Raw genomic sequence first — 22,833 nt, 5'->3', positions numbered from 1 at the left:
GCCGGGCGGTCAGCGGGCGCGGACGAAGCGGAGCGTCGCGTCGTCGGAGCCGTCCTGAGTGAATTCGTAGCCGTCGCTGTCGAACGACTTCAGCCCGTCGATATCGGCGATGCGATGTTCGCACATGTAGCGCGCCATCATGCCGCGGGCGCGCTTGGCGGCGAAGCTGTTGAAGCGGAGCCCCTTGGGGCCGTCGTCGCGGAAATCGATCGCGACGATCCGCGCGCCGGCCGGCGGGGTGGGGGCGACCGCGCCCCAATATTCCTGGCTGGCGAGGTTCACGATGATGCCGGAGCCATCGGAATGCAGGTCCTTGGCGAGCAGGTCCGCGATCCTCGCGCCCCAGTGGCCGTAGATCGTCTTGCCGCGACCGGGTGCCCACTTCACGCCCATCTCCAGCCGGTAGGGGCGGATCTGGTCCAGCGGGCGGAGCAGGCCGTAGAGCCCGGACAGGATGCGGAGATGATCCTGCGCATAGTCGATCGCCTCGGGTTCGAGCGAGCGTGCCTCGAACCCCGTATAGACGTCGCCGTCGAACGCGTAGATTGCTGGGCGTTCCGGCTGGTCCATGAAGCCGCGGAAGCGCGTGACGTTAAGCGCGGCCAGCGTGTCGGAAATGTGCATCAGCTTCGACAGCTTCGGCTTCGTCAGCCGGGCGGCGGCGGCGGCGAGCGTCTCGGCCTCGTCCGCGAACCGTGGCGCGGTCGGTTTGACGTCGGGAAACGGCGACTCGTAGTCGAGCGATTTGGCGGGCGAGATAACGGCGATCATGCGACGCGGCGTAGCGCATGTGCGGCACCCGTCCAAGCCGGCGCAACCGGCGTATGCAGGCCCCGGTTCAGCGTAGCGCAACGCCGGCTGGCGGAGACGACTTGTGCCCACGCGGGGGCGGCATTAGCTAATGCCGGGATCAAGACGGCGCCGCGGGCACCGTCAGAAGGAGGCCGTACGGCGATGAAGCATTTTTCCACGACCGCGTTGGGTATCGCGCTGGCGTTCGGCGGAGCGGCCGTCATGGTCCAGCCGGCGATCGCCGCGAAGAAGGAAGCCGCACCTGCCGGCCCGAAGCTGAGCAAGGAGGTCCGCGAACCGCTGGCCGCCGCGCAGACCGCGATCAAGGCGGGTGATGCCGCCACCGGTGCCGCCAAGCTGACCGAGGCGAAGGCCGCGGCAAAGACTGACGAAGAGAATTACTATGTCGCCGCGGTAACGCTCGACCTGTCGAAGCTCGACAATAATCCGGCCACGCAGCAGGCCGCGATCGACGGGCTGATCGCCAGCAACCGTGCGCCGGCCGACCAGCTGCCGACGCTGTACCTCGCCAGCGGGCAGGCGGCGTACAAGGCCGCCAACTATGCCAAGGCCGAGCAGATGCTGACCAAGGCAATCGAGCTGAAGACGACCGAGCCGAACGCCTACGCGTTGCTCGTCGAGGCGCAGGCCAAGCAGAACAAGACGCCGCAGGCGTTGCAGACGTTGCAGACCGCGATCGACAATTCGCGCGCGGCAGGCACCAAGGTTCCGGCCGACTGGTACGGTCGCGGGATCAGCATGGCCTATACCGCCAAGCTGCCGCAACAGACCTCGGCGCTGACACGGGCGTGGGTCAAGGATTACCCGTCGCCGAGCAACTGGCGCGATGCGCTGGTCACGTACCGCGAACTGAACCCGATGGATGCCGACGGTCAGCTGGACCTGATGCGGTTCCAGCGCGCGGCCGGGGCCATGAAGGGCCAGGGCGACTATATGGAATATGTGCTGGCGACCTATCTGCGTTACCCGGGCGAGGCGAAGGCCGTGCTGGACGAGGGCACGCGCGCCGGCGTCATCAACCTGAGCAAGGGCGGCAACGCGGCGGAGATCAACGGCATCATTTCGCCGAAGGTCGCCGCTGACAAGGCGTCACTCGGTGCGGCGGCCACGACGGCACGCGGGCCGAAGGGCACGGGCAAGACCGCGCTTTCGCTCGGCGATGCCTATCTCGGCTATGGTGACTTCACCAATGCGGCCGAGATGTACAAGCTGGCGGCGACCAAGGGCGGTGTCGATCCGGCGCTGCTGAATACGCGCCTCGGCATGGCACTGGCCAAGGCGGGTCAGAAGGATGCGGCGAAGCAGGCGTTCGCCGCGGTCACGACGGGTCCGCGCGCAGGTCTGGCGCAGTACTGGACGATCTGGCTCGACCAGCAGGCCTGATCCGGTCCGGGACAGATGATGGGGCGGCGGGGCGATGGCTTCGCCGCCCTTTTGCTTTTGGGCCGGTTCATGGCCCCGAATGGAGACGCATGATGGCCGACGACCGGGACCCTGCCGCGATACCCGAGGCGCCCGCGAAAGCCGAGGTGCCCGAGACGGTGCAGGAGGCCATCCGCACGCTGATCCGCTGGGCCGGCGACGATCCCACGCGCGAAGGGCTGGTCGATACGCCGTCCCGCGTTGCGCGCGCGTGGAAGGAATATTGCCAAGGCTATGGCGAGGATCCGCGGATCCACCTGTCACGCATATTCGAGGAAGTCGGCGGTTACGACGAGATCGTGCTGCTGAAGGACATTCCGTTCCAGTCGCATTGCGAACATCATATGGCGCCGATCATCGGCAAGGCGCACATCGCCTATCTGCCGCGCGACCATGTCGTCGGGATTTCGAAGCTGGCGCGCGTGCTGCACGGTTTCGCGCGGCGGTTACAGATCCAGGAACGGCTGACCGCGGAGGTGGCGGACTGCATCTGGGACGCGTTGAGGCCGCACGGCGTCGCGGTGGTGATCGAGGCGAGTCACGCCTGCATGACCGCCCGCGGTGTGCGGACGCCGGGGGTGACGATGGTCACCAGCCGGATGATGGGCGTGTTCCGCGACGACGAACGCAGCCGCCGCGAAGTGCTGGCGCTAATGGGATGCTAGCCCTCCACCGCCGTGCGATACTTTTGAGGGTTGGGGCCGCTTACTGTTGTTAAAGGGCCTCTACGAAATGGGGTACACCGCTGGCGCCGGGTTCGGTTCTGGCCTTCTCCATCAGCGCACCCACCGCGGCATCGCTGATCCGGCGGGCGGTCTCAAGCGCCGCGGCGGGCGTGAGGACAAGGTCCACGTCCGCAGGTCCGTGGATACGAACGGCAAAGCCTTCCGATATCGCGTCGCTCGGTTCGTCGTGAACCGTAGCCGGGGATTGCGCGCGGTAGACCTTGCCGGTCACCCAATCCCGGGCGAGTTCCATGGTCGGGAAGATCGGGGCGTTCAGGTCCCCCACGCGACGCGCGCTGTTCTTTTCGATCGACCCCGCGAACACGACGGCGGTCCGATCAGGATGAAGCTGCCCCAGTCGTGCGACCGCCAGACGCAGGGCTTCCCCGACGTCGTCGTTCTGAACAACCGTCCGGCAATCGACGATGAACAGGCGCGGGCGGCCGGACGCCCGGAGCAGGGCCAGCTGCTGTCGAAGGTGCGGCTCGTACGCCAAGACGGTTTCGAAGGACCATTCGCCCGTCAAAGTCGCGGTCAACAGAACCCGATCGGGTTCGAGGGTGAAGGCAAACATGTCACGCTCCCAGTCGCGGGGCTGCATCGAAGCCCCCCGCCAACACATCGCCATCAGATTGCGTGTCGATCTTCAGAACTAGTCCTTTAGCATTAACGCCGCGTAAAATTCGGCTACGTCGGACTCGATCGAACGGTTCGACGTGCGGTCTACGGTCAGTGCCGGCGCGCGGCACCGGGCTTCAACGAATACGAAAAAGCCGCCCGGATCGCTCCGGACGGCCTTTTCTGGTGCCACTGATCGAAAGCCTCAGCCTTCGTTCGGCGTCTCGCCTTCCGGCGCGTCTTCCACGGCGATTTCGCCGGGTTCCGCGTTCGGATCATAGTCCTCGGTGAAGCCGGCTTCGTCGCGCTCGAACATCGACGACATGACGTCGACGCCCTGCGCCTGGAGTTCGGCTTCTTCCGGCGAACGGGCGACGTTGACCTTGATCGTGATCGACACTTCCGGGTGGAGCGCGATGCGGACCGTGGACAGGCCGATCGTCTTGATCGGCTTGTTCAGGACGATCTGGTTCTTCGTCACCTTGTCGCCATCGGCTTCCAACGCTTCGACCAGATCGCGGGTCGAAACCGAACCGTAGAGCTGACCGGTGTTGGACGCCTGACGGATCAGCGTGATGGTCTTGCCGTCGATGCCCTTGGCATCTTCGGTGGCGACGTCACGACGTTTGGCGTTTTCGGCTTCGATGTTGGCGCGGTTGGCCTCGAAGACCTTCTTGTTCGCCGAGTTGGCGCGGAGCGCCTTCTTGCGGGGCAGGAGGAAGTTACGCGCGAAACCGTTCTTCACGGTGACGACGTCACCGATCTGGCCCAGCTTTTCAACACGTTCGAGCAGGATCACATCCATGTCGGCAGCTCCTTACTTAACGATGTACGGAAGCAGCCCGATGTGACGGGCACGCTTGATCGCCTGGGCGAGTTCGCGCTGCTTCTTTGCGGAAACCGCGGTGATGCGGCTGGGGACGATCTTGCCGCGTTCGGACACGAAGCCCTGCAGCAACCGGACGTCTTTATAGTCGATCCGGGGCGCGTCCTTCGCGGAGAAGGGGCAGCTCTTGCGACGACGGAAAAATGGGCGTGCCATCTGTTTCTAGCTCCTTCAGGCCGCGTCGCGGTCGTCGCGGGGACGATCTTCGCGCGGGCCACGGTCCGGACGGTCGCCGCGGTCCTGGCGGGGGCCACGATCGCCGCGATCACCACGGTCCCCACCACGGCCACCACGGTCGCGCTCGCTGCGCTCGTTGCGACGCATCATCGCGGACGGGCCGGCTTCATGCGCGTCGACACGGACGGTCATGTAGCGGACGATGTCCTCGTTGATCCCGGTCTGACGCTCCAGCTCGGCGATCACGCCGGTCGGCGCGTCGATTTCGAGCATGACGTAATGCGCCTTGCGGTTCTTCTGGATGCGATAGGCGAGGCCGCGCAGGCCCCAGCTCTCGGTCTTGACGACCCGGCCCTTGCCCTCTTCGACGATTTTGGTAGCGGTTTCCGCAAGCGCATCGACCTGGGCTTGAGCCAGATCCTGACGCGCGAGGAACACGTGCTCATACAGAGCCATGCTTCACGTCCTTACATTTGGCCGATCGCTGACGCCGCCCCATGCGAACGCCCCTCCGGCTTTCTTCAAATATCGATTGGGCGGCGGGACGGGCCCGTCGCCTGACGAAGCGGCGGCAATGGCGCAAAGGGCGGCGGAAAGCAAGCGGCTTGCGCGGATCGCCCCGCGGCCATAACGCGCAGCCCAAACGGATTTGGTGGAGAGAGCCCGTGCGTGCATTCCTATTCCCCGGACAGGGTAGCCAGGCGGTCGGCATGGGGGCGGCCCTTGCCGCGGCCAGCACCGCGGCGCGCGAGACGTTGCAGGAGGTGGACGACGCGCTGGAGCAGCGGCTGTCGAAGCTGATGGCCGAGGGGCCGGAGCGTGACCTGACGCTGACCGAGAATGCGCAACCCGCGATCATGGCGAACGCGATCGCGACGCTGCGCGTGCTGGAGCGCGAGGGCGGCGTGCGACTGGCCGACAAGGCGGACTATGTCGCCGGGCATTCGCTGGGTGAGTATAGCGCGCTGTGTGCCGCGGAAGGCTTCGACCTGGCGACGACGGCGCGGCTGCTGAAGCTGCGTGGGCAGGCGATGCAGGCCGCGGTGCCGGTCGGGGTCGGCGCCATGGCCGCGTTGCTGGGCATCGATTTCGAGACGGCGCAGGCGATCGTAGAGGAAGCTGCCGAGGACGAGGTCTGTGAGGCGGCGAACGACAATGGCGGGGGCCAAGTGGTCGTGTCCGGCCATGTCGCCGCGGTCGAGCGCGCCATGGAGATCGCCAAGGCGCGCGGGGCCAAGCGGGCGCTGCTGCTGCCGGTCTCTGCGCCGTTCCACTGTGCGCTGATGGCGCCGGCCGCGGACGCGATGGAGGCGGCGCTGGCGACGGCCCCGCTGCGCGCGCCGCTGGTGCCGGTCTATGCCAATGTGACGGCGGCGCCGGTGGCGGATGCCGACACGATCCGGCGGTTGCTGGTGGAGCAGGTGACCGGCACGGTGCGGTGGCGGGAGAGTGTCGCGGCGATGTTCGCGGCGGGGGTGACCGAGTTCGTCGAGTTCGGCGGCAAGGTGCTGACCCCGATGGTGAAGCGGATCGCGCCGGAAGCGAAGACGACGAGCATCGTGACAATGGCGGACGTCGAGGCGTTGGCGGCGACGCTTTAAGCCCGACTGGCTTGGTTCGAGCAATTCGAGAAGGAAGAGATCATGTTCGATTTGACCGGAATGACCGCATTGGTGACCGGCGCGTCCGGCGGGATCGGGTCGGCGATCGCGACGGCGCTGGCGGGGCAGGGCGCGCGGCTGGCGGTGTCGGGGTCCAATGTGGCCAAGCTGGACGCGTTCCTGGCCGGGTTGCCGGGCGAGGGGCATGTGGCGGTGGCGTGTGATTTGTCCGATGCGGCCGCGGTCGATGCGCTGGTGCCGCGTGCGGTGGAGGCGCTGGGCGGGCGGCTCGACATCCTCGTCAATAACGCCGGGGTGACGCGCGACAATCTGGCGATGCGGATGAAGGACGAAGAGTGGAGCACCGTCCTGTCGGTGAACCTGGAGGCGGCATTCCGGCTGATCCGCGCGGCGGCCAAGCCGATGATGAAGCAGCGTTTCGGCCGCGTCGTGTCGATCACGTCGATCGTGGGCACGACCGGCAATCCGGGGCAGGCCAACTATGCCGCGTCGAAGGCCGGGCTGGTCGGCATGTCCAAGGCGCTGGCGCAGGAACTGGCGAGCCGCAACATCACGGTGAATTGCGTGGCGCCGGGGTTCATTTCCAGCGCGATGACCGACGCGTTGCCCGACGCGCAGAAGGCGGCGCTGACCGGCCGGATTCCGGCGGGCAAGCTGGGCGCGGGGGACGACATTGCCGCCGCCGTCGTCTACCTGGCCAGCCGCGAAGCCGCCTATGTCACGGGGCAGACGTTGCACGTGAATGGCGGCATGGCGATGATCTGACCCCACCGGACGCTTGCAAGCGTATCACGGCGCGGTTAGGGCGAGTGCAAATCACAAGGTTCGTAAGGAAGGTATAAGATCATGAGCGACACCGCCGAACGCGTGAAGAAGATCGTTGTCGAGCATCTCGGCGTGGAAGCCGAAAAGGTGACCGAGGATGCCAGCTTCATCGACGATCTGGGTGCCGACAGCCTCGACATCGTCGAGCTGGTGATGGCGTTCGAAGAGGAATTCGGCGTCGAGATCCCCGACGACGCGGCTGAGAAGATCGGCACCGTCAAGGATGCGATCACCTACATCGACAGCAACAAGGCCTGATCCTGCGCGGGCTTCACGGCCCCGGATGATGACGCCGAACGGCCTCCCGCCCCGGGTGACTTTGGGCCGGGGGGCCGTTTTGCGTTCGGCAAAAAGATAATGGGTTTGGAGAACAAGGCATGCGTCGCGTCGTCGTAACCGGATTGGGCCTCGTGACGCCGCTGGGTGCCGAGGTCGAACTCGTCTGGGCCAACATCCTGGCCGGCAAGTCCGGCGCGACGCGGATCACGCGGTTCGACGCGTCCGACCAGAAGTGCCAGATCGCGTGCGAGGTGAAGCCCGCGGATCACCCTTATGGCTTCGATCCCGACAAGCGGGTCGACCACAAGGTGCAGCGTCAGGTCGATCCGTTCATCATCTACGGCATCGACGCCGCCGGACAGGCGCTCGAGGACGCCGGGCTGACCCAGATGACCGAGCAGGAGCGGTTTCGCGCGGGTTGTTCGATCGGGTCGGGCATTGGTGGTCTGCCGGGGATCGAAAGCGAATCGCTCGTGCTGGCCGAAAAGGGGCCGAAGCGGGTTTCGCCGCATTTCGTCCATGGTCGCCTGATCAACCTGATCTCCGGTCAGGTTTCGATCAAATATGGGCTGATGGGGCCGAACCATGCGGTGGTCACCGCCTGCTCGACCGGTGCGCACTCGATCGGCGATGCCGCGCGGATGATCGCGCTCGACGATGCCGACGTGATGCTGGCCGGTGGTTCGGAAAGCACGGTCTGCCCGATCGGCATCGCCGGCTTCGCCGCGGCGCGCGCGCTCAACAGCAGCTTCAACGACCGGCCGGAACAGGCGAGCCGCCCCTATGACCGCGACCGCGACGGTTTCGTCATGGGCGAGGGCGCGGGCGTCGTCGTGCTTGAGGAATATGAGCGCGCCAAGGCACGCGGTGCCAAGATCTACTGCGAGGTGGTCGGCTACGGGCTTTCGGGCGACGCCTATCACGTCACGGCGCCGGAACCCGAGGGGTCGGGTGCGTATCGTTCGATGGAGATGGCGATCAAGAAGTCGGGTCTGGCGCTGTCCGACATCGACTATATCAACGCGCACGGCACATCGACGATGGCGGACATGATCGAGCTGAGCGCGGTCAAGCGGCTGTTCGGCGACGCGGTCGGCGGGCTGTCGATGAGTTCGACGAAGTCGGCGATCGGGCATCTGCTCGGTGGCGCGGGCGCGGTGGAGAGCATCTTCTGCATCCTGGCGATGCGCGATCAGATCGTGCCGCCGACGCTGAACCTCGACAATCCGTCGGAGGGTGCGGAGGGCGTCGACCTCGTGCCGCATGTCGCGAAGAAGCGGGAGGTGCGCGCGGTGCTGAACAATTCGTTCGGTTTCGGCGGGACGAACGCGTCGCTGGTGATGGTGCCGGTCCGCGATTGACGGACGGACGGGGGGCGACGGCATGGCACGGAAACGCAAGACCCCCGTCGGCAGGTGGCTGATCGCGCTGATCGTCGTCGCCGCACTGGCGATAGGTGGTGGCTGGCTGTGGACGACGCGGGAGTGGCGCGCGGCCGGGCCGCTGACCGCCGCGACCGACGTGACGATCCCGGAGGGTGCGACGCTGGCGGCCGCGGCGCGCATCCTGGAGAAGGCCGGCGCGATCGATTCGACGACCGGGTTCCTGCGCAAGGTGAAGCTCTTCGGCGACGATACGCCAATCCAGGCGGGTGAGTATGCGGTCGAGGCGGGGGCGAGTCCGGCGGATATCCTGGCGATGCTGCAATCGGGCAAGACGTTGCAGCGGCTGGTGACGATCCCGGAGGGGATGCCGTCGGTGCTGGTGCGCGACCGGTTGATGGCGAAGGACCTGCTGACCGGCGATATTCCGGTGCCGGCCGAAGGGTCCGTGCTGCCCGACAGCTACAGTTTCGGGCGGGGCGAGACGCGGGCGGCGGTGCTGAAGCGGATGCAGGACGCGATGACGCGGACGGTCGATACGCTGTGGCGGACGCGGAAGCCGGGCACCGTGGTCAAGACGAAGCAGGACGCGGTGACGCTGGCGTCGATCGTCGAGAAGGAGACCGCGCTGGCGTCGGAACGGCGGACGGTGGCCGCGGTCTACTCCAACCGGTTGCGGACGGGCATGAAGTTGCAGGCCGATCCGACCGTCATCTATCCGATCACGCGTGGCCGTCCGCTCGGGCGACGGATCCGCCGTTCCGAACTGAATGCGGTGAACGGGTACAACACCTATGCGATGGCCGGGCTGCCGGCGGGGCCGATCGCCAATCCGGGGAAGGGCTCGATCGCCGCGGTGCTCGATCCGGCGAAGTCCGACGCGCTGTATTTCGTGGCGACGGGCAAGGGTGGGCATGTGTTCGCCAGGACGCTGGCCGAGCATAATGCCAATGTGCAGCGTTATTACGCGCTGCGTCGGGCGAAGGGTGAGATGTAAGTTTAGTCTAGGGTTGTCGGGTAAGCTCCGACCTTAGAGCCGCAGTCCTTCGGTTTCGGGGAGGCCGCAGGCGAGGTTGAGGTTCTGGACGGCCGCACCGGCGGCGCCCTTGCCGAGATTGTCGAGCGCGGCGATCAGGCGGATCTGGCCGGCGGCGGGGTCGTCGTAGACGAACAGTTCCAGCCGGTCGGTGCCGGCGGTGCGTTCGATGTCGAGCACAGCGGGGAGCTCGGTCGCGAGCGAGACCAGGCGGCTGCCCGTGTAGGCCTCGGCGAGGGCGTCGCGGACGTGGGCCGCGGTGGTGCCGGGGGTCAGGTCGCCGAGTGCGAGCGGGACTTCGACGAGCATGCCGCGGTAGCTGCGTGCGACGGCGGGCAGGAAGATCGGCGCGCGGGCGAGGCCGCCATGCTCCTGCATTTCGCGGACATGCTTGTGGCCGAGGCCGAGCGCGTAGAGCCGGTAGCCGGTGTCGGTCGCGCCCTTGGCGGCGGGGTCCTCGAACGCGGCGATCATGTCCTTGCCGCCGCCGGAATAGCCTGACGTCGCCGCCACCGCGATGGTGCGGTCGGCGGGGAGGACGCCGGCGCGGACGAGCGGACGGACAAGGGCCAGGAAGCCGGTTGGGTAGCAGCCGGGGTTGCTGATCCGCTTCGCGCTTGCAAGCTCGGTGGCGCGGTCGGGTTCGAGTTCGGCGAAGCCGTAGGTCCAGCCGTCGGCGGTGCGGTGCGCGGTGGAGGCGTCGACGATCCGGACCGCCGGGTTCTGCACCATTGCAACGGCATCGCGTGCCGCATCGTCGGGCAGGCAGAGCACGACCGCGTCGGCGGCGTTGAGTGCGTCGGCGCGGGCGGCGGCATCTTTCCGGAGGGCGTCAGGGAGCGTCACCAGAGTGATGTCGGACCGGTCGATGAGCCGGTCGCGGATTTCCAGGCCGGTCGTGCCGACGGCACCGTCGATGAAGACACGGATGGTCATGGCAGTCTCCGCCGTGAGAGGATCGGGTCGGCGCCGTCGACGGACAGTCGCGCGACGACGGCGGCCAGCGGCTCGATCGTGACGGCCATCCAGTGCGCGTTGGCATGGACCATGTGGGTGGCGTCGACCATCATGCCGACATGGCCGCGGAAGAAGATGAGGTCGCCGCGGTCCAGCGCGACCTCCGTCGAGATGGGCTCGCCCAGGGCAGCCTGCTGCTGGTCGCTGTCGCGCGGGGCGGGGATGCCGCATTGCGCGAGCGCCATCTGGACGAGGCCGGAGCAATCGATCCCGCCGCCGCCGCGTCCACCCCACAGATAGGGCATGCCGACGAGCGTGCCGGCGACCGCGGCGGGGTCGGTCGCGTGGGCGGGCGCGGGCGAGACATGCGCGGCGGGGATGAATCCGCCGTCCGCCAGCGCGAGAAACTGGTCGTCGATGACGCCGGCGACCTGGCTGCCGATCGGCAGGATGGTCGGCGAGGGCGTCTTGATATCGGCGTCCGCGAAGACGAGCGTCGCGAGGGCCGTTACGATGTGGGTCGTGACGGGGCCGGCCGGTACGAGCGCGGCGGTCGGCACGTAGCCGACATAGTCGTCGGCGACGCAGTAGCCCCAGCACCACTCGTCCGCCATGTCGACCACCGCGAACGGTTCGCCGGGCAGCAACTGCGAGACCGCGGGCGCGCCGCTGTCGGGTGCCTTGTGCAGCATCGTCGCCGCCCCGCCGCAGATGCGGGGGAGCGGGAGGACATAGTGCGGCGCGAACAACCGGTCGGCGAGCGCGATATCGGCGATGTCGCGGCGGGCGGCGGTGATGCGCGGGTCAAAAACCCGCGAGGGTCCGGTCAGCCGGAAGCGATCAGCAGAGCGCCGCAGCGGGCTGTCGGCGATCGGATCGGTCCTGATCGTGGATAAGACTGTCGAACCCTTCAAGAAAATCATTCCCCACAGCGGTGCGTGCGACGAACACGTTGCGCCGGTCGGCCTCGTCCCGCTCGCGACGCAGATAGCCGAGCGTGCCCAGCGTGTTCAAGGCCCGCGTCACGACCGGTTTCGAGACGCCCAGAGTGTGGGCCAGACCGCGCACGGTGTGCGGGCCGGGGGTGAGGTAGACCGCCAGCAGCAGGGCCATCTGGCGGTTGGTCAGGTCAGGTTTGCCGGATCGGACATAGCCGACCAGCGTATTCATCCAGGTACCTAGCGACGTAATCGGCACTTCTCCGCACCTTTGTCCATGGGGCACGACGGCCGGGTTCCATCAAAACACACAGGTGGACGGATCGTTTCACGTCGGATCGGACTGCGTTCCCGTCATGTTCGTTTCTGGGGCACCGAAGCGATTGAAAAGATAGCGCCATGCAGCGCGCAAACCCAGCGCCTCGCCGCCTTTCGGACGACCGGGGCGGGCAGTGGGACGCCATGCGAAGGTGTCGAAATGCGCCCATGGAATATCGGTTGGGACGAAGCGTTGCAGGAACAGAGCGGCGGTGACGGCGCCGGCGAGACCGCCTTCGCCGGCATTGTTGATGTCGGCGATGCCGGACTTCAGCATGTCGTTGTAGGGGGCCCAGAGCGGCATGCGCCAGACCGGGTCCGCCGTGGCGGTGCCGGCGGCGATCAGCGCGTCGGCCAGCGCGTCATCGTTGGCGAACAGCGCGGGCAGGTCCGGCCCCAGCGCGACGCGGGCCGCGCCGGTGAGCGTGGCGAAGTCTAGGATGAGTTCGGGCGTGTCTTCCCCCGCGCGGGTCAGTGCGTCGCCGAGCACGAGCCGGCCCTCCGCGTCGGTGTTGCCGATCTCGACGCTCAATCCCTTGCGGCTGGCGAGCACGTCGCCGGGGCGGAAGGCGTCGCCGGCAATGGCGTTTTCGACCGCAGGGATCAGCAAATGGAGCCGGACGGGGAGCTGCGCCTCCATCACCAGCATGGCGAGCGCCAGCGCGTGCGCCGCGCCGCCCATGTCCTTTTTCATCAGCAGCATGCCGGAGGTCGGCTTGATGTTCAGCCCGCCGCTGTCGAACACGACGCCCTTGCCGACGATGGCAATGCGCGGATGGGCGGGGTCGCCCCAGAGCAGTTCGATCATGCGCGGGGCGCGGGCCGGGACGGCGGCGCGGCCGACCGCGGCGACCATCGGGAAGCCACGGGCAAGATCGTCGCCCTGCGTCACGGTGAGCGACGCCTGGAAGCGGGCGGCGACGCGTTCGACCTGCGCGGCGAGGTCGGCGGGGCCCATGTCGGACGCGGGCGTATCGACGAGGTCGCGGACAAGCGCGGTCGCCGCGGCCAGCGAGACCATCGCGTCGATCTCCGCCGGGCGGCGGGTGAGCAGGATGCGTTGCGGGATGGGATCGCCCGCCGAGCGATAGCGATCGAAGCGGTGGTGGGCGAGCAGCCAGCCGAGCGTCGCGGCGGTGGGGACGTCGTCGTGGAAGCGGTAGTGGCCGGCGGGGAGTGCGGCGACCAGCGCGGCGAGCTGCCACGGATCGTCGCTGCCGTCGCTGCCGGCTACGACGGACCATTCGTCGGGCTTGTGGCCGGGCAGGATTACAACCGAGCCCGGTTTGCCGGTGAACTGCGCGGTCGTGACCGCGACGCGGGTCCGTTCCGGCTGCGTCGCGACCCAGTCGTCGAGCTGGGCGGGCTGGATCAGCTGGATGCCGTGGGCCGGCTGGCCGCGGTCGGGGACGAGGAGCGATGCGAAGTCTGTCATGCCGAGAGCATAGGCATCCCGATTCGGGAAAACCATGGCGGCGACGGTCAATTCGGCGGCGGGGAGGGGGTGCCGGTTCGTGTTGCCGTCGTGGAGCACGAGACGTTTCGTGACATCACGGGCGGATGGCAGCATTCCGGACCGGCTTTCGGACAGGACAAAAGGTCCTACCGAGACGGCATTCCGCTGCCCACATTCCGGATGTATGCCCACGGCAGGGATGGCGAACGGATGTTATTGACAGGTGTTCACGCACGGTCTGTCGCTTGCGAAGACCTCCGCGTCGCTTGCATGGCGCGGCTGTTGCGTTAAAGGACCCGGCATCAACAGGAAGGCGGACTATGGCGCGCAATCCGGGGCGGCCCCTCTCCCCCCATCTCACCATCTGGAAATGGGGCCCGCATATGCTGGTCTCGATCCTGCATCGTGCCACCGGCGTCGCGCTCGCGACGGGCGGGGCGATGCTGTTCACCTGGTGGCTGTCCGCCATCGCGTCGGGGCCGGACGCCTATGCGAGCTTCTCGCGCTACGTGATCGACGCCGAGGGCTCGGGTGGCCTTGCCATGTTCACGACGCTGCTGGCGAAGGTCGCGGCGGTCGGTCTGACCTGGGCGTTCTTCCAGCATATGGCGACGGGCATCCGTCACCTCGTGCTCGACCTGGGCGCGGGTTACGAGCTGAAGACCAACCGGACATTCGCGCGGCTGACGATGGTCGCATCGACGCTGCTTACCCTGATCCTCTGGATCTGGGCCTGGAGGAACTGATGGGGACCGGAACGAATATCGGCCGCGTCCGCGGGCTTGGATCGGCGCACCACGGTGCGATGCACTGGTGGCGGCAGCGGCTGACCGCGGGCGGCAACATCGTGACGATGGTGTGGTTCGTCGTGTCGTTGTTCCGGCTGCCGTCGCTTGACCATGCGTCGGTCGTGACGTGGCTGCAGTCGCCGTTCAACGCGGTGATGATGTTGCTGCTCGTCGGATCGGTCTTCTATCATTTTCGTCTCGGATTGCAGACGGTGATCGAAGATTATCAGCATGAGGGCTCGCGCTTCGTCGCGATCGTCCTACTTAACTTCTATACGATCGCACTTGCGGCGATCGCTGTCTTCTCGATCCTCAAGATCGCTTTCGGAGCCGCCTGACCATGGCTGAGGCCTACAAGATCATCGATCACGTCTATGACGCCGTTGTGGTGGGGGCCGGAGGCTCCGGCCTGCGCGCAACGATGGGGATCGCTGAATCGGGCCTCAAAACGGCCTGCATCACGAAGGTGTTTCCGACGCGCAGCCACACGGTCGCGGCGCAGGGCGGCATCGCCGCTTCGCTCGGCAACATGGGTCCGGATCACTGGACCTGGCACATGTACGATACCGTCAAGGGTTCGGACTGGCTGGGCGACCAGGACGCGATCGAATATCTGTGCCGTGAGGCCCCGGCCGCGGTGTATGAGCTGGAGCATGCCGGCGTGCCGTTCAGCCGCACGACCGAAGGCAAGATCTATCAGCGGCCGTTCGGCGGCATGATGCAGAACATGGGCGAAGGTCCGCCGGCCCAGCGCACCTGCGCCGCCGCAGACCGCACCGGCCACGCGATGCTGCATTCGCTGTACCAGCAGAGCCTGAAGTACGACGCGGACTTTTACATCGAATATTTCGCGCTCGACCTGATCATGGAAGATGGCGAGTGCCGCGGCGTGATCGCTATGTGCATGGAAGACGGCACGATCCACCGGTTCCGCGCCCATTCGGTGGTGCTGGCGACCGGCGGCTACGGGCGCTGCTACTTCTCCGCGACGTCGGCGCACACCTGCACCGGCGACGGCGGCGGGATGGTGCTACGCGCCGGCCTGCCGTTGCAGGACATGGAGTTCGTGCAGTTCCACCCGACCGGGATCTACGGCGCGGGCGTTCTGATCACCGAGGGTGCGCGCGGCGAGGGTGGTTACCTGACCAACTCCGAGGGCGAGCGATTCATGGAGCGCTACGCTCCGTCCGCAAAGGACCTGGCGTCGCGAGATGTGGTGTCGCGGTCGATGGCGATGGAGATCCGCGAGGGTCGCGGCGTCGGCAAGGACAAGGACCATATCTACCTGCATCTGGATCACATCGATCCGGCCGTGCTGGCCGAGCGCCTGCCCGGCATCAGCGAGACTGGCAAGGTGTTCGCGGGCGTCGACCTGACGCGCCAGCCGCTGCCGGTGACGCCGACGGTGCATTACAACATGGGCGGCATCCCCTGTAACTATCACGGCGAAGTCGTGACGTTGAAGGACGGCAACCCGGACTCGGTCGTGCCGGGGCTGTTCGCGGTCGGCGAGGCGGCATGCGTTTCGGTGCATGGTGCGAACCGGCTGGGGTCCAACTCGCTGATTGATCTGGTCGTGTTCGGTCGTGCGACCGGCCACCGGATCAACGAGATCACGAAACCGGGCGCACCGCACAAGCCGGTGTCGAAGGAAATGGACGATTTCGCGCTGACCCGGCTCGACCGGTTCCGCAACTCGAGCGGTGCCGAGACGACGGCGGCGATCCGGCTGGACATGCAGAAGACGATGCAGGCGCATGCCGCGGTGTTCCGCGACACGAACTTGTTGAACGAGGGCATCGAGAAGATCGATCGCGTTCAGGCGCGGCTGAACGATGTCGGCGTGGTCGATCGCTCGCTGATCTGGAACACGGATCTGATTGAGACGCTGGAACTCGACAACATGCTGCCGCAGGCGGTGGTGACGGTGCACAGCGCCGCGAACCGCCACGAAAGCCGTGGTGCGCACATGCACGAGGATTATCCCGAGCGGCATGACGACGAGTGGATGAAGCACACGATCAGCTGGTTCGACAAGGGTCGGGTCACACTCGATTATCGCCCGGTGCATGACTACACGCTCACCGACGATATCGAATATATCAAGCCCAAGGCACGGGTTTACTGATTTGACGAGAGGCCCGGACCGGATGGTTCGGGCCTTTTCACATTGCGAAGCGGAGGGTGAGCGGCATGACGGATGGCGCGCAGGAAGTTACGGACAAGCGCCCGGTGCCGCGCAAGCTCGGGCTTCACGTGCTCATGCTTCTCGCGCCCTTGTTCGCGAGTGGACCTGCAGGCCACATGCCCGCGATGGCCGGGCTAAGTGCCGACTTCTGGCATGGCACAGTGATCGGGCTTGCGTTGGTCGTCGGGGTTGCCGGAATGATTCTGATGGTACGGGACACGCATGCGCGTCGGCCGTCCTGATGGCCGAAGGTTTTGAACGGCATCGCCAGCCCTGGACGCAGGACGAGATTCAGAAGCTCCACAAGTTCGCGGCGAAGGGGATGGCGATGAAGGCTATCTCTAAGGCGCTGACCCGGAGCGAGGAGTCGATCAAGGACCGCGCGAAGGTCGACGGGTTGAAGATTTCCAAGCTGCGTTAGGCGGGGCTGGCGGCTGGCTCGGATGGTGATCGCACCGTGCCGCGCAACCCAGAACGGGTCCGCTGACTAAGATGCCCAACCTCGTTTGGTTCGAGCCCGTCGAGAACTCAGCGCTGAGTTCTCGACGGGCTCGAACCAAACGGGGTGGGGGCTGGGGTTGATGCGGTTTCGACTAAACGCGTTGGGATGTTTGGCGGGTTCTCGACAAGCTCGAACCGAACGGAGGGGGTGGATCGGGCGGTGGCCGACACGCTCCGCTAGCCCTTATTGAACCCGGCACTCCACGCCCTTGGCCGAAGCGACCGTTTCGCCCGGCTTGAGCGGGGCGAGGGTCGCCTGCTGCAGGCCACGCGTCCACCATTGCCATTTGTCGCCGACATAGCGGGCGCCGCTCGCCGCGACGGCGGAGCGCATCTCGGTCGTGCCGTCGCCGATGTGGAGGGTGAGCGTTTCGGGGTCGACGAACACCGCGCGTACGGTGCGGCCGTCAGTGCAGAGGAAGCGCGCCCCCTGGCCGGCGTCGGATGCGGCGACCGGGGTGGCGGTGTCGACCATGTTGCTGGTCGCGGTGACCTCCGAGCCGCCGCAGCCCGCGAGGAGGAGGAGGGGAGCCAGGCGCTTCATCGGAACGGGGGTTCGTCGAAGGCGCGCAATTTACGGCTGTGGAGCTGGTCGCCGGCGGCGCGCAACTCGCCGATCGCGGCGATGCCGATCCGGAGATGTTCCGAGATCGCGCGTTCGTAGAAGCGGTTGGCCTGGCCCGGCAACTTGATTTCCCCGTGAATCGGTTTGTCGGATACGCAGAGCAAGGTGCCATAGGGAACGCGGAAGCGGTAGCCCTGTGCGGCGAGCGTTGCCGATTCCATGTCGATCGCGACGGCGCGGCTCTGGTTGAAGCGCAGCGCGGAGCGGGTGTAGCGCAGTTCCCAGTTGCGATCGTCCGTCGTCACCACGGTGCCGGTGCGCAGCCGGGCCTTGAGCACCTCGCGGCTTTCGCCCGAAACGATCTCCGCCCCGCGGACGAGCGCCTGCTGGACCTCCGCGATCGGTGGGATCGGGATTTCGGGGGGCAGCACGTCGTCCATGACATGATCGTCGCGCAGGTATGCGTGCGCCAGGACATAGTCGCCGATCCGCTGGCTGGGGCGCAGGCCGCCGCAATGGCCGATCATCAGCCAAGCCTCGGGCCGCATCACGGCGAGATGATCGGTGATGGTCTTCGCGTTGGACGGGCCGACGCCGATGTTGACGAGCGTGATGCCCGCGCGGTTGGGCGCGATCAGGTGGTAGGCGGGCATCTGGTGCTTGCGCCAGGCGCTGTCGTTGATCGCCAGTTCGGGGTCGGCATTGTCGGCGGTCAGTTCCAGCCCGCCGGCGCAGCTGAGCGCGGTATAGGGGCTGTCGCCGGTGACCTGCGCGCAGCCCCAGCGCACGAATTCATCGACGTAGCGGTGATAATTGGTGAACAGGATGTAGTTCTGGACATGCGCGGTCGGCGTACCGGTGTAGTGGCGCAGCCGGGCGAGGCTGAAATCCGTGCGCTGCGCATCGAACAGCGCGAGCGGGTGGGGGACGCCGGGGCCGCCCTCCCACAGGCCGTCCGCGATCTCGTCGCCGATGTGGGCGAGTTCGTTGGCCGGGAATATGCGCGCGAGTTCGGTCGCGGCGGCGCTCGACAGGTCGACGTCGTGGCCGGCATCGAGGACATAGGGGTAGGGGATCTCCTGCCGCCCGCGGCCGACCTCCACCACCGCGCCGTAATCGTCGACCAGCAGGTCGATCTGGCGTGCGAGATAGTCGCGGAAGAGCGCGGGTTGGGTGATGTTGACGGCATAGTGGCCGGGGCGGGTCAGCCGGCCATAGGCACGCATGACATGGTCGCGCGGGGTGCCGCCGTCGTAGTGGAGGCGCAGCTCTGGATAGGCGAAAGCGCCGGCAACGCGGGCGGCCTCGTCCGGGCGTTCGCCATGGTCGATGTAGCGCCCGAGCGCGTGGCGGAGCGCCACGACGGAGGTGCGGTAGATATGGTCGAGTTCGTCGACCAGTGCGTAGCTGCGTTCGGATGCCATCGCCGTTTTTAGGGCGGGGGCGCGGGGACCGCAATGGCGGTCGCGTCTGGTGGCACTTCCGTCGTCCCGGACCCGGTCCGAGACGACGAAGAGCGTAACGCCTAGAGCTGCGTCAGCAGATGCTCGGCGGAGCTGACGCGATATTCGCCGGGTTCCTCGACGTTCAGCTGCGTGACGACGCCGTTGTCAACGATCATCGAGAAGCGCTGTCCGCGGGTGCCCATGCCGAAGCCGCTGCCGTCCATGGTGAGGCCGAGCGCCTTGACGAAGTCGGCATTGCCGTCGGCCAGCATGGTGATGCCGTCCGCTTCGCCATCGCGCGCCCAGGCGCCCAGGACGAAGGCGTCGTTGACCGCGGTAGCGGCGATTTCGTCGACGCCCTTGGCGCGCAGGGCGTCGGCCTGTTCGACGAAGCTGGGCAGGTGGCGGGCGGAGCAGGTCGGCGTGAAGGCGCCGGGAACGGAGAAAAGCGCGACCTTGCGGCCGGCGAACCAGGTTGCGGTCTCGACGGGCTCGGGGCCGTCTAGCGTCACCTTTTGCAGTGTGGCCTGGGGGATGGTGTCGCCGATGCTGATCGTCATGCGTGTCTTCCTTCGGAGCGTGTTGCGACCTGTAACGCGTGCGCGGCGGGAAGGTCCCTGGCGATCAGCCGCGTGCTGCGGTTTCCATGCGCCAGCGCATGAAGCGCGGGGCGAGGCGGGGGGCGATCCGCATGCCGATCAGCGCGGCGCGCCACGCCGGGGTCTGGGTGCGGGGCGCGGCGCGGCGCAGTTCGTCGATCCCCTCGCGGACGCGGCCGGCCATGACGAGCGCCTCGCCGCATTCGAACGCGATTTCCGACTCGATCGATTTGCGCATGGTGAGCGCGGTGTCGCATTCGGGGCGGCCGGCAAGCCGCTGAACCGCATTGTCGTACACCGCGGCGACCGCGCGAAGGAGCGGCAGGCGCGCGGCGGACAGCGAATCCGGGCGGCGGCGGTAGCGGTGGAGCGCCTGTGGCACGACGGCGCAGGCCCAGCCATTTTCGAGCAGGCGGATCCAGAGGTCGAGATCCTCCGCCGATTGCAGGTCGTTCGACCAGCCGCCGACCGAGCGGAGCGCGACGGCCTTCAGCATGCAGGCGGTGAAGACGTTGAACTGCCGCGCCAGCACGCGATCGAGCGTGGCGGGCGGAGCCTGCGGCGAGACGCTGGAGAAGGACAAGCCGTCGAGCTTTGCACTGCCGAAATAGACCGCGTCGCAGGTGACGAAGCCGATGTCCGGATCGGCGGCGATCGCCCGCGTCATGACCGCCAGATAGTCCGGCAGGTACGCGTCGTCCCCGTCAAGCAGGGCGATCAGCGGCGCGCGGGCATCGGCCAGCGCCCGGTTGCGCGCCGCGGAGACGCCGACGTTGGCGGTGCGGATCAGCCGGATCCGCGAGTCGCCGGCAAACGGCTCCATCGCGCCGGCCAGATCGTCGGGCGATCCGTCGTCCACCACGATCGCTTCCCAGTCCGTCATCGTCTGCGCCTGCAACGACAGCAGCGCGTCCGCGATGAAGCCGGCGCAGCGATAGGCGGGCACCAGCACGGAAACGGCAGGGATCGGAGGGGTTGGCATAGACCGGGTTCCGTACGCCCTAACCCGTTACCCAACAATGTAATTGACGGTAATCTGCTGTTTAGGACGAGGCAGAGGAAAGTCGAACGCAGCCGAGGCGGGGTGACGACCGGGGCGGACGGGGATAGGACAAGGCCATGGATCATCCGCGTTTTCTTTCCGGCCAGATGCTGCTCGCGATGCCGGGTATCGGCGATCCGCGGTTCGAGCGCGCGGTGGTCGCGATGTGTTCGCACGACCCGGACGGCGCGCTGGGCATCGGCGTGGGGCGGACGATTCCGGAGATCCGGCTGCACGGCCTGCTGGCGCAGGTGGAGATCGACGTGGGCGTGGCGCCCGACGTGCCGGTCCATGTCGGCGGGCCGGTGGAGCCGCAGCGCGGGTTCGTGCTGCACGGGCAGGACTGGGGCGGGCAGGATACGCTGCATGTCGGGAAACGCTGGGCGTTGACCGGCACGCTGGACGTCCTGCGCGCGATCGCGGCGGGGCGCGGGCCGCGGCAGTTCGTCGTGGCACTGGGCTATGCCGGCTGGACCGGTGGGCAGCTGGACATGGAGATGACGCGCCACGGCTGGTTCGCGACGCCGGGCACCGACGCGCTGCTGTTCGACACGCCGACCGAGGGGCGGTGGGACGGGCTGTTCCGTGCGGCGGGCGTCGATACGAGGATGCTGGCGAGCGAGGCGGGGCACGCCTGAGCCACGATCGCGCGGCTCGGAATTGCGGATATAAAGACATCTTTATATTTGCATCACCGCCCGGCGGACGGTAGATGGCCGCCATGAACGTCGCGCCCCTGCGCGATCTATCGGGAGACCCAGCGTGGCCACCATGACCGCCGACACATTCAACGACTATGTCATCCAGGACATCTCGCTCGCCGAATATGGCCGCAAGGAAATCGAGATCGCCGAGACCGAGATGCCCGGCCTGATGGCGCTTCGCACCGAATTCGGCGCGACGCAGCCGCTGAAGGGTGCGCGCATCGTCGGTTCGCTGCACATGACGATCCAGACCGCCGTGCTGATCGAGACGCTGACCGCGCTGGGCGCCGACGTCCGCTGGGCATCGTGCAACATCTATTCGACGCAGGACCATGCCGCCGCCGCGATCGCCGCGACGGGGGTGCCGGTGTTCGCCATCAAGGGCGAGACGCTTGCGGAATATTGGGACTATGTCGAGCGCATCTTCGACTGGGGTGACCAGACCTGCAACCTGATCCTGGACGATGGCGGCGATGCCACCATGTTCGCGCTGTGGGGCGCGCGCCTTGAAGCAGGGGAAAGCCTGCCCGAGCCGGAGAATGACGAGGAAGTCGAATTCCAGCGCGTCGTGAAGGCGTTCGTCGCCAAGCGTCCGGGTTACCTGACCGAGACGGTCAAGAACATCAAGGGCGTGTCGGAAGAGACCACGACCGGCGTTCACCGCCTGTACGAGATCGCCAAGAAGGGTATGCTGCCCTTCCCGGCGATCAACGTGAACGACAGCGTCACGAAGTCGAAGTTCGACAACCTCTACGGTTGTAAGGAGTCGCTGGTCGACGCGATCCGTCGCGCCACCGACGTCATGCTGGCCGGCAAGGTCGCGACCGTCGCCGGCTTCGGCGATGTCGGCAAGGGTTCGGCCCAGTCGCTCCGTAACGGCGGCGCGCGCGTCCTCGTGACCGAAGTCGATCCGATCTGCGCGCTGCAGGCGGCGATGGAGGGTTTCGAAGTCGTGACGATGGAAGAGGCCGTGACGCGGTCCGACATCTTTGTGACGGCGACCGGCAATGCCGACGTCATCACCGCGGACCACATGGCCGCGATGAAGCCGATGAGCATCGTCTGCAACATCGGCCACTTCGACAGCGAGATCCAGATTTCGGCACTGTCGAACTACGAGTGGACCGAAGTGAAGCCGCAGGTCGACCTGGTGCGTTTCCCGGACGGCAAGCAGATCCTGATCCTGGCGAAGGGTCGCCTGGTCAATCTGGGTTGCGCGACCGGTCACCCGTCGTTCGTGATGTCGTCCAGCTTCACCAACCAGGTGCTGGCGCAGATCGAATTGTGGACCAAGCCGGGCCACTACGCGAACGAAGTGTTCGTCCTGCCGAAGCATCTCGACGAGAAGGTCGCGCTGCTTCACCTCGAGAAGCTGGGCGTCAAGCTGAGCAAGCTGACCGAGAAGCAGGCGAGCTATATCGGTGTTTCCACCGAAGGCCCGTTCAAGCCGGACCATTACCGCTACTAAGCGATGACCGGCGCGCCCGAGCGGGCGCGTCGTTCCACAAACGAGCCCTTCCTCCACGCCGGAGGGAGGGCTTTTTTGC

General features: G+C 66.8%; 26 protein-coding genes. 13 read left to right on the top strand and 13 right to left on the bottom strand.

What is annotated here, in order from left to right; translation table 11 throughout:
- Positions 1-9 precede the first annotated feature (9 nt).
- Positions 10-771 carry a peroxide stress protein YaaA gene (yaaA, locus tag ACFSGX_RS10110; RefSeq protein WP_380929563.1) on the bottom strand — a complete coding sequence of 254 codons (762 nt, stop codon included), beginning with the start codon at positions 769-771 and terminating at the stop codon, positions 10-12.
- A gap of 183 nt (positions 772-954) precedes the next feature.
- Between yaaA and ACFSGX_RS10105 the strand changes: the two genes are divergently transcribed.
- Positions 955-2,196 carry a tetratricopeptide repeat protein gene (locus tag ACFSGX_RS10105; RefSeq protein WP_380929562.1) on the top strand — a complete coding sequence of 414 codons (1,242 nt, stop codon included), beginning with the start codon at positions 955-957 and terminating at the stop codon, positions 2,194-2,196.
- A gap of 92 nt (positions 2,197-2,288) precedes the next feature.
- Positions 2,289-2,900 carry a GTP cyclohydrolase I FolE gene (gene folE / locus ACFSGX_RS10100; protein WP_380929560.1) on the top strand — a complete coding sequence of 204 codons (612 nt, stop codon included), beginning with the start codon at positions 2,289-2,291 and terminating at the stop codon, positions 2,898-2,900.
- A 49-nt stretch (positions 2,901-2,949) separates the two neighbouring features.
- On the opposite strand, the gene ACFSGX_RS10095 is transcribed toward folE, so the two are convergent.
- From ACFSGX_RS10095 to rpsF, 4 genes are all read right to left on the bottom strand, one after another.
- Positions 2,950-3,534 carry a hypothetical protein gene (locus ACFSGX_RS10095; RefSeq protein ID WP_380929558.1) on the bottom strand — a complete coding sequence of 195 codons (585 nt, stop codon included), beginning with the start codon at positions 3,532-3,534 and terminating at the stop codon, positions 2,950-2,952.
- 249 nt (positions 3,535-3,783) lie between these two features.
- Positions 3,784-4,383 carry a 50S ribosomal protein L9 gene (gene rplI, locus ACFSGX_RS10090; RefSeq protein WP_380929557.1) on the bottom strand — a complete coding sequence of 200 codons (600 nt, stop codon included), beginning with the start codon at positions 4,381-4,383 and terminating at the stop codon, positions 3,784-3,786.
- A gap of 12 nt (positions 4,384-4,395) precedes the next feature.
- Positions 4,396-4,620 carry a 30S ribosomal protein S18 gene (rpsR, locus tag ACFSGX_RS10085; protein ID WP_025292255.1) on the bottom strand — a complete coding sequence of 75 codons (225 nt, stop codon included), beginning with the start codon at positions 4,618-4,620 and terminating at the stop codon, positions 4,396-4,398.
- Positions 4,621-4,635: 15 nt separating this feature from the next.
- Positions 4,636-5,097: a 30S ribosomal protein S6 gene (gene rpsF / locus ACFSGX_RS10080; RefSeq protein WP_157175592.1), complete on the bottom strand. Its 462-nt coding sequence runs from the start codon at positions 5,095-5,097 to the stop codon at positions 4,636-4,638.
- A gap of 209 nt (positions 5,098-5,306) precedes the next feature.
- On the opposite strand from rpsF, the gene fabD reads away from it, so the two are divergent.
- From fabD to mltG, 5 genes are all read left to right on the top strand, one after another.
- Positions 5,307-6,242 (top strand): ACP S-malonyltransferase, encoded by a 936-nt coding sequence (fabD, locus tag ACFSGX_RS10075; protein ID WP_380929554.1) that lies wholly within the window; start codon positions 5,307-5,309, stop codon positions 6,240-6,242.
- A gap of 42 nt (positions 6,243-6,284) precedes the next feature.
- A complete protein-coding gene (gene fabG / locus ACFSGX_RS10070; RefSeq protein WP_380929552.1) occupies positions 6,285-7,028 on the top strand; it encodes a 3-oxoacyl-[acyl-carrier-protein] reductase in 744 nt (247 codons plus the stop codon).
- An 81-nt stretch (positions 7,029-7,109) separates the two neighbouring features.
- Positions 7,110-7,346 carry an acyl carrier protein gene (locus tag ACFSGX_RS10065; RefSeq protein ID WP_157175595.1) on the top strand — a complete coding sequence of 79 codons (237 nt, stop codon included), beginning with the start codon at positions 7,110-7,112 and terminating at the stop codon, positions 7,344-7,346.
- A gap of 119 nt (positions 7,347-7,465) precedes the next feature.
- Positions 7,466-8,728 (top strand): beta-ketoacyl-ACP synthase II, encoded by a 1,263-nt coding sequence (fabF, locus tag ACFSGX_RS10060; RefSeq protein WP_380929550.1) that lies wholly within the window; start codon positions 7,466-7,468, stop codon positions 8,726-8,728.
- Positions 8,729-8,750: 22 nt separating this feature from the next.
- On the top strand, positions 8,751-9,746 hold the full coding sequence (gene mltG, locus ACFSGX_RS10055; RefSeq protein WP_380929549.1) for an endolytic transglycosylase MltG: 996 nt from the start codon (positions 8,751-8,753) through the stop codon (positions 9,744-9,746).
- A 33-nt stretch (positions 9,747-9,779) separates the two neighbouring features.
- Here the strand turns inward: mltG and argC are convergent, their stop codons facing one another.
- The 4 genes from argC to ACFSGX_RS10035 form a co-directional block, all read right to left on the bottom strand.
- The gene (gene argC / locus ACFSGX_RS10050; RefSeq protein WP_380929547.1) at positions 9,780-10,721 is read right to left on the bottom strand and encodes an N-acetyl-gamma-glutamyl-phosphate reductase; all 942 of its coding nucleotides are present in this window, start codon (positions 10,719-10,721) and stop codon (positions 9,780-9,782) included.
- Positions 10,718-11,656: a C40 family peptidase gene (locus tag ACFSGX_RS10045; RefSeq protein ID WP_380929545.1), complete on the bottom strand. Its 939-nt coding sequence runs from the start codon at positions 11,654-11,656 to the stop codon at positions 10,718-10,720. The genes argC and ACFSGX_RS10045 overlap by 4 nt, the downstream gene beginning before the upstream one ends.
- Positions 11,583-11,912 carry a MarR family transcriptional regulator gene (locus ACFSGX_RS10040; RefSeq protein WP_157175600.1) on the bottom strand — a complete coding sequence of 110 codons (330 nt, stop codon included), beginning with the start codon at positions 11,910-11,912 and terminating at the stop codon, positions 11,583-11,585. Before ACFSGX_RS10040 ends, ACFSGX_RS10045 begins: the two co-directional genes overlap by 74 nt.
- A 96-nt stretch (positions 11,913-12,008) precedes the next feature.
- Positions 12,009-13,433, bottom strand: coding sequence for a leucyl aminopeptidase family protein (locus ACFSGX_RS10035; RefSeq protein WP_380929543.1), 1,425 nt, complete (start codon positions 13,431-13,433; stop codon positions 12,009-12,011).
- Positions 13,434-13,774: 341 nt separating this feature from the next.
- Between ACFSGX_RS10035 and sdhC the strand changes: the two genes are divergently transcribed.
- From sdhC to ACFSGX_RS10015, 4 genes are all read left to right on the top strand, one after another.
- Positions 13,775-14,200, top strand: a complete 426-nt coding sequence (gene sdhC / locus ACFSGX_RS10030) for a succinate dehydrogenase, cytochrome b556 subunit (protein ID WP_157175602.1) — start codon at positions 13,775-13,777, stop codon at positions 14,198-14,200.
- Complete coding sequence (gene sdhD, locus ACFSGX_RS10025; RefSeq protein WP_157175603.1) at positions 14,200-14,580, top strand: succinate dehydrogenase, hydrophobic membrane anchor protein; 381 nt, start codon at positions 14,200-14,202, stop codon at positions 14,578-14,580. The genes sdhC and sdhD overlap by 1 nt, the downstream gene beginning before the upstream one ends.
- Positions 14,581-14,582: 2 nt before the next feature.
- Positions 14,583-16,370, top strand: a complete 1,788-nt coding sequence (sdhA, locus tag ACFSGX_RS10020; protein WP_380929540.1) for a succinate dehydrogenase flavoprotein subunit — start codon at positions 14,583-14,585, stop codon at positions 16,368-16,370.
- Between the two features lie 301 nt (positions 16,371-16,671).
- On the top strand, positions 16,672-16,851 hold the full coding sequence (locus ACFSGX_RS10015) for a hypothetical protein (protein ID WP_076068501.1): 180 nt from the start codon (positions 16,672-16,674) through the stop codon (positions 16,849-16,851).
- Positions 16,852-17,115: 264 nt separating this feature from the next.
- Here the strand turns inward: ACFSGX_RS10015 and ACFSGX_RS10010 are convergent, their stop codons facing one another.
- The 4 genes from ACFSGX_RS10010 to ACFSGX_RS09995 form a co-directional block, all read right to left on the bottom strand.
- The gene (locus tag ACFSGX_RS10010) at positions 17,116-17,475 is read right to left on the bottom strand and encodes an MliC family protein (protein WP_380929538.1); all 360 of its coding nucleotides are present in this window, start codon (positions 17,473-17,475) and stop codon (positions 17,116-17,118) included.
- Positions 17,472-18,920 (bottom strand): AMP nucleosidase, encoded by a 1,449-nt coding sequence (locus ACFSGX_RS10005; protein ID WP_380929536.1) that lies wholly within the window; start codon positions 18,918-18,920, stop codon positions 17,472-17,474. The genes ACFSGX_RS10010 and ACFSGX_RS10005 overlap by 4 nt, the downstream gene beginning before the upstream one ends.
- A gap of 101 nt (positions 18,921-19,021) precedes the next feature.
- Positions 19,022-19,501 (bottom strand): peroxiredoxin, encoded by a 480-nt coding sequence (locus ACFSGX_RS10000; RefSeq protein WP_380929535.1) that lies wholly within the window; start codon positions 19,499-19,501, stop codon positions 19,022-19,024.
- A 64-nt stretch (positions 19,502-19,565) separates the two neighbouring features.
- Positions 19,566-20,522 (bottom strand): glycosyltransferase family 2 protein, encoded by a 957-nt coding sequence (locus ACFSGX_RS09995; protein WP_380929533.1) that lies wholly within the window; start codon positions 20,520-20,522, stop codon positions 19,566-19,568.
- Between the two features lie 137 nt (positions 20,523-20,659).
- Here ACFSGX_RS09995 and ACFSGX_RS09990 point away from each other — a divergent pair, with 137 nt between their 5' ends.
- Complete coding sequence (locus tag ACFSGX_RS09990; protein ID WP_380929531.1) at positions 20,660-21,220, top strand: YqgE/AlgH family protein; 561 nt, start codon at positions 20,660-20,662, stop codon at positions 21,218-21,220.
- A 124-nt stretch (positions 21,221-21,344) separates the two neighbouring features.
- Positions 21,345-22,754 (top strand): adenosylhomocysteinase, encoded by a 1,410-nt coding sequence (gene ahcY / locus ACFSGX_RS09985; RefSeq protein WP_380929529.1) that lies wholly within the window; start codon positions 21,345-21,347, stop codon positions 22,752-22,754.
- Positions 22,755-22,833 lie beyond the last annotated feature (79 nt).

This window comes from Sphingomonas arantia (genome assembly GCF_042682045.1).
Lineage (GTDB): Bacteria > Pseudomonadota > Alphaproteobacteria > Sphingomonadales > Sphingomonadaceae > Sphingomonas_R > Sphingomonas_R arantia.
The sequence above is the reverse complement of the archived record's forward strand: the minus strand, read 5'-3'. Positions and strand labels throughout refer to the sequence as shown.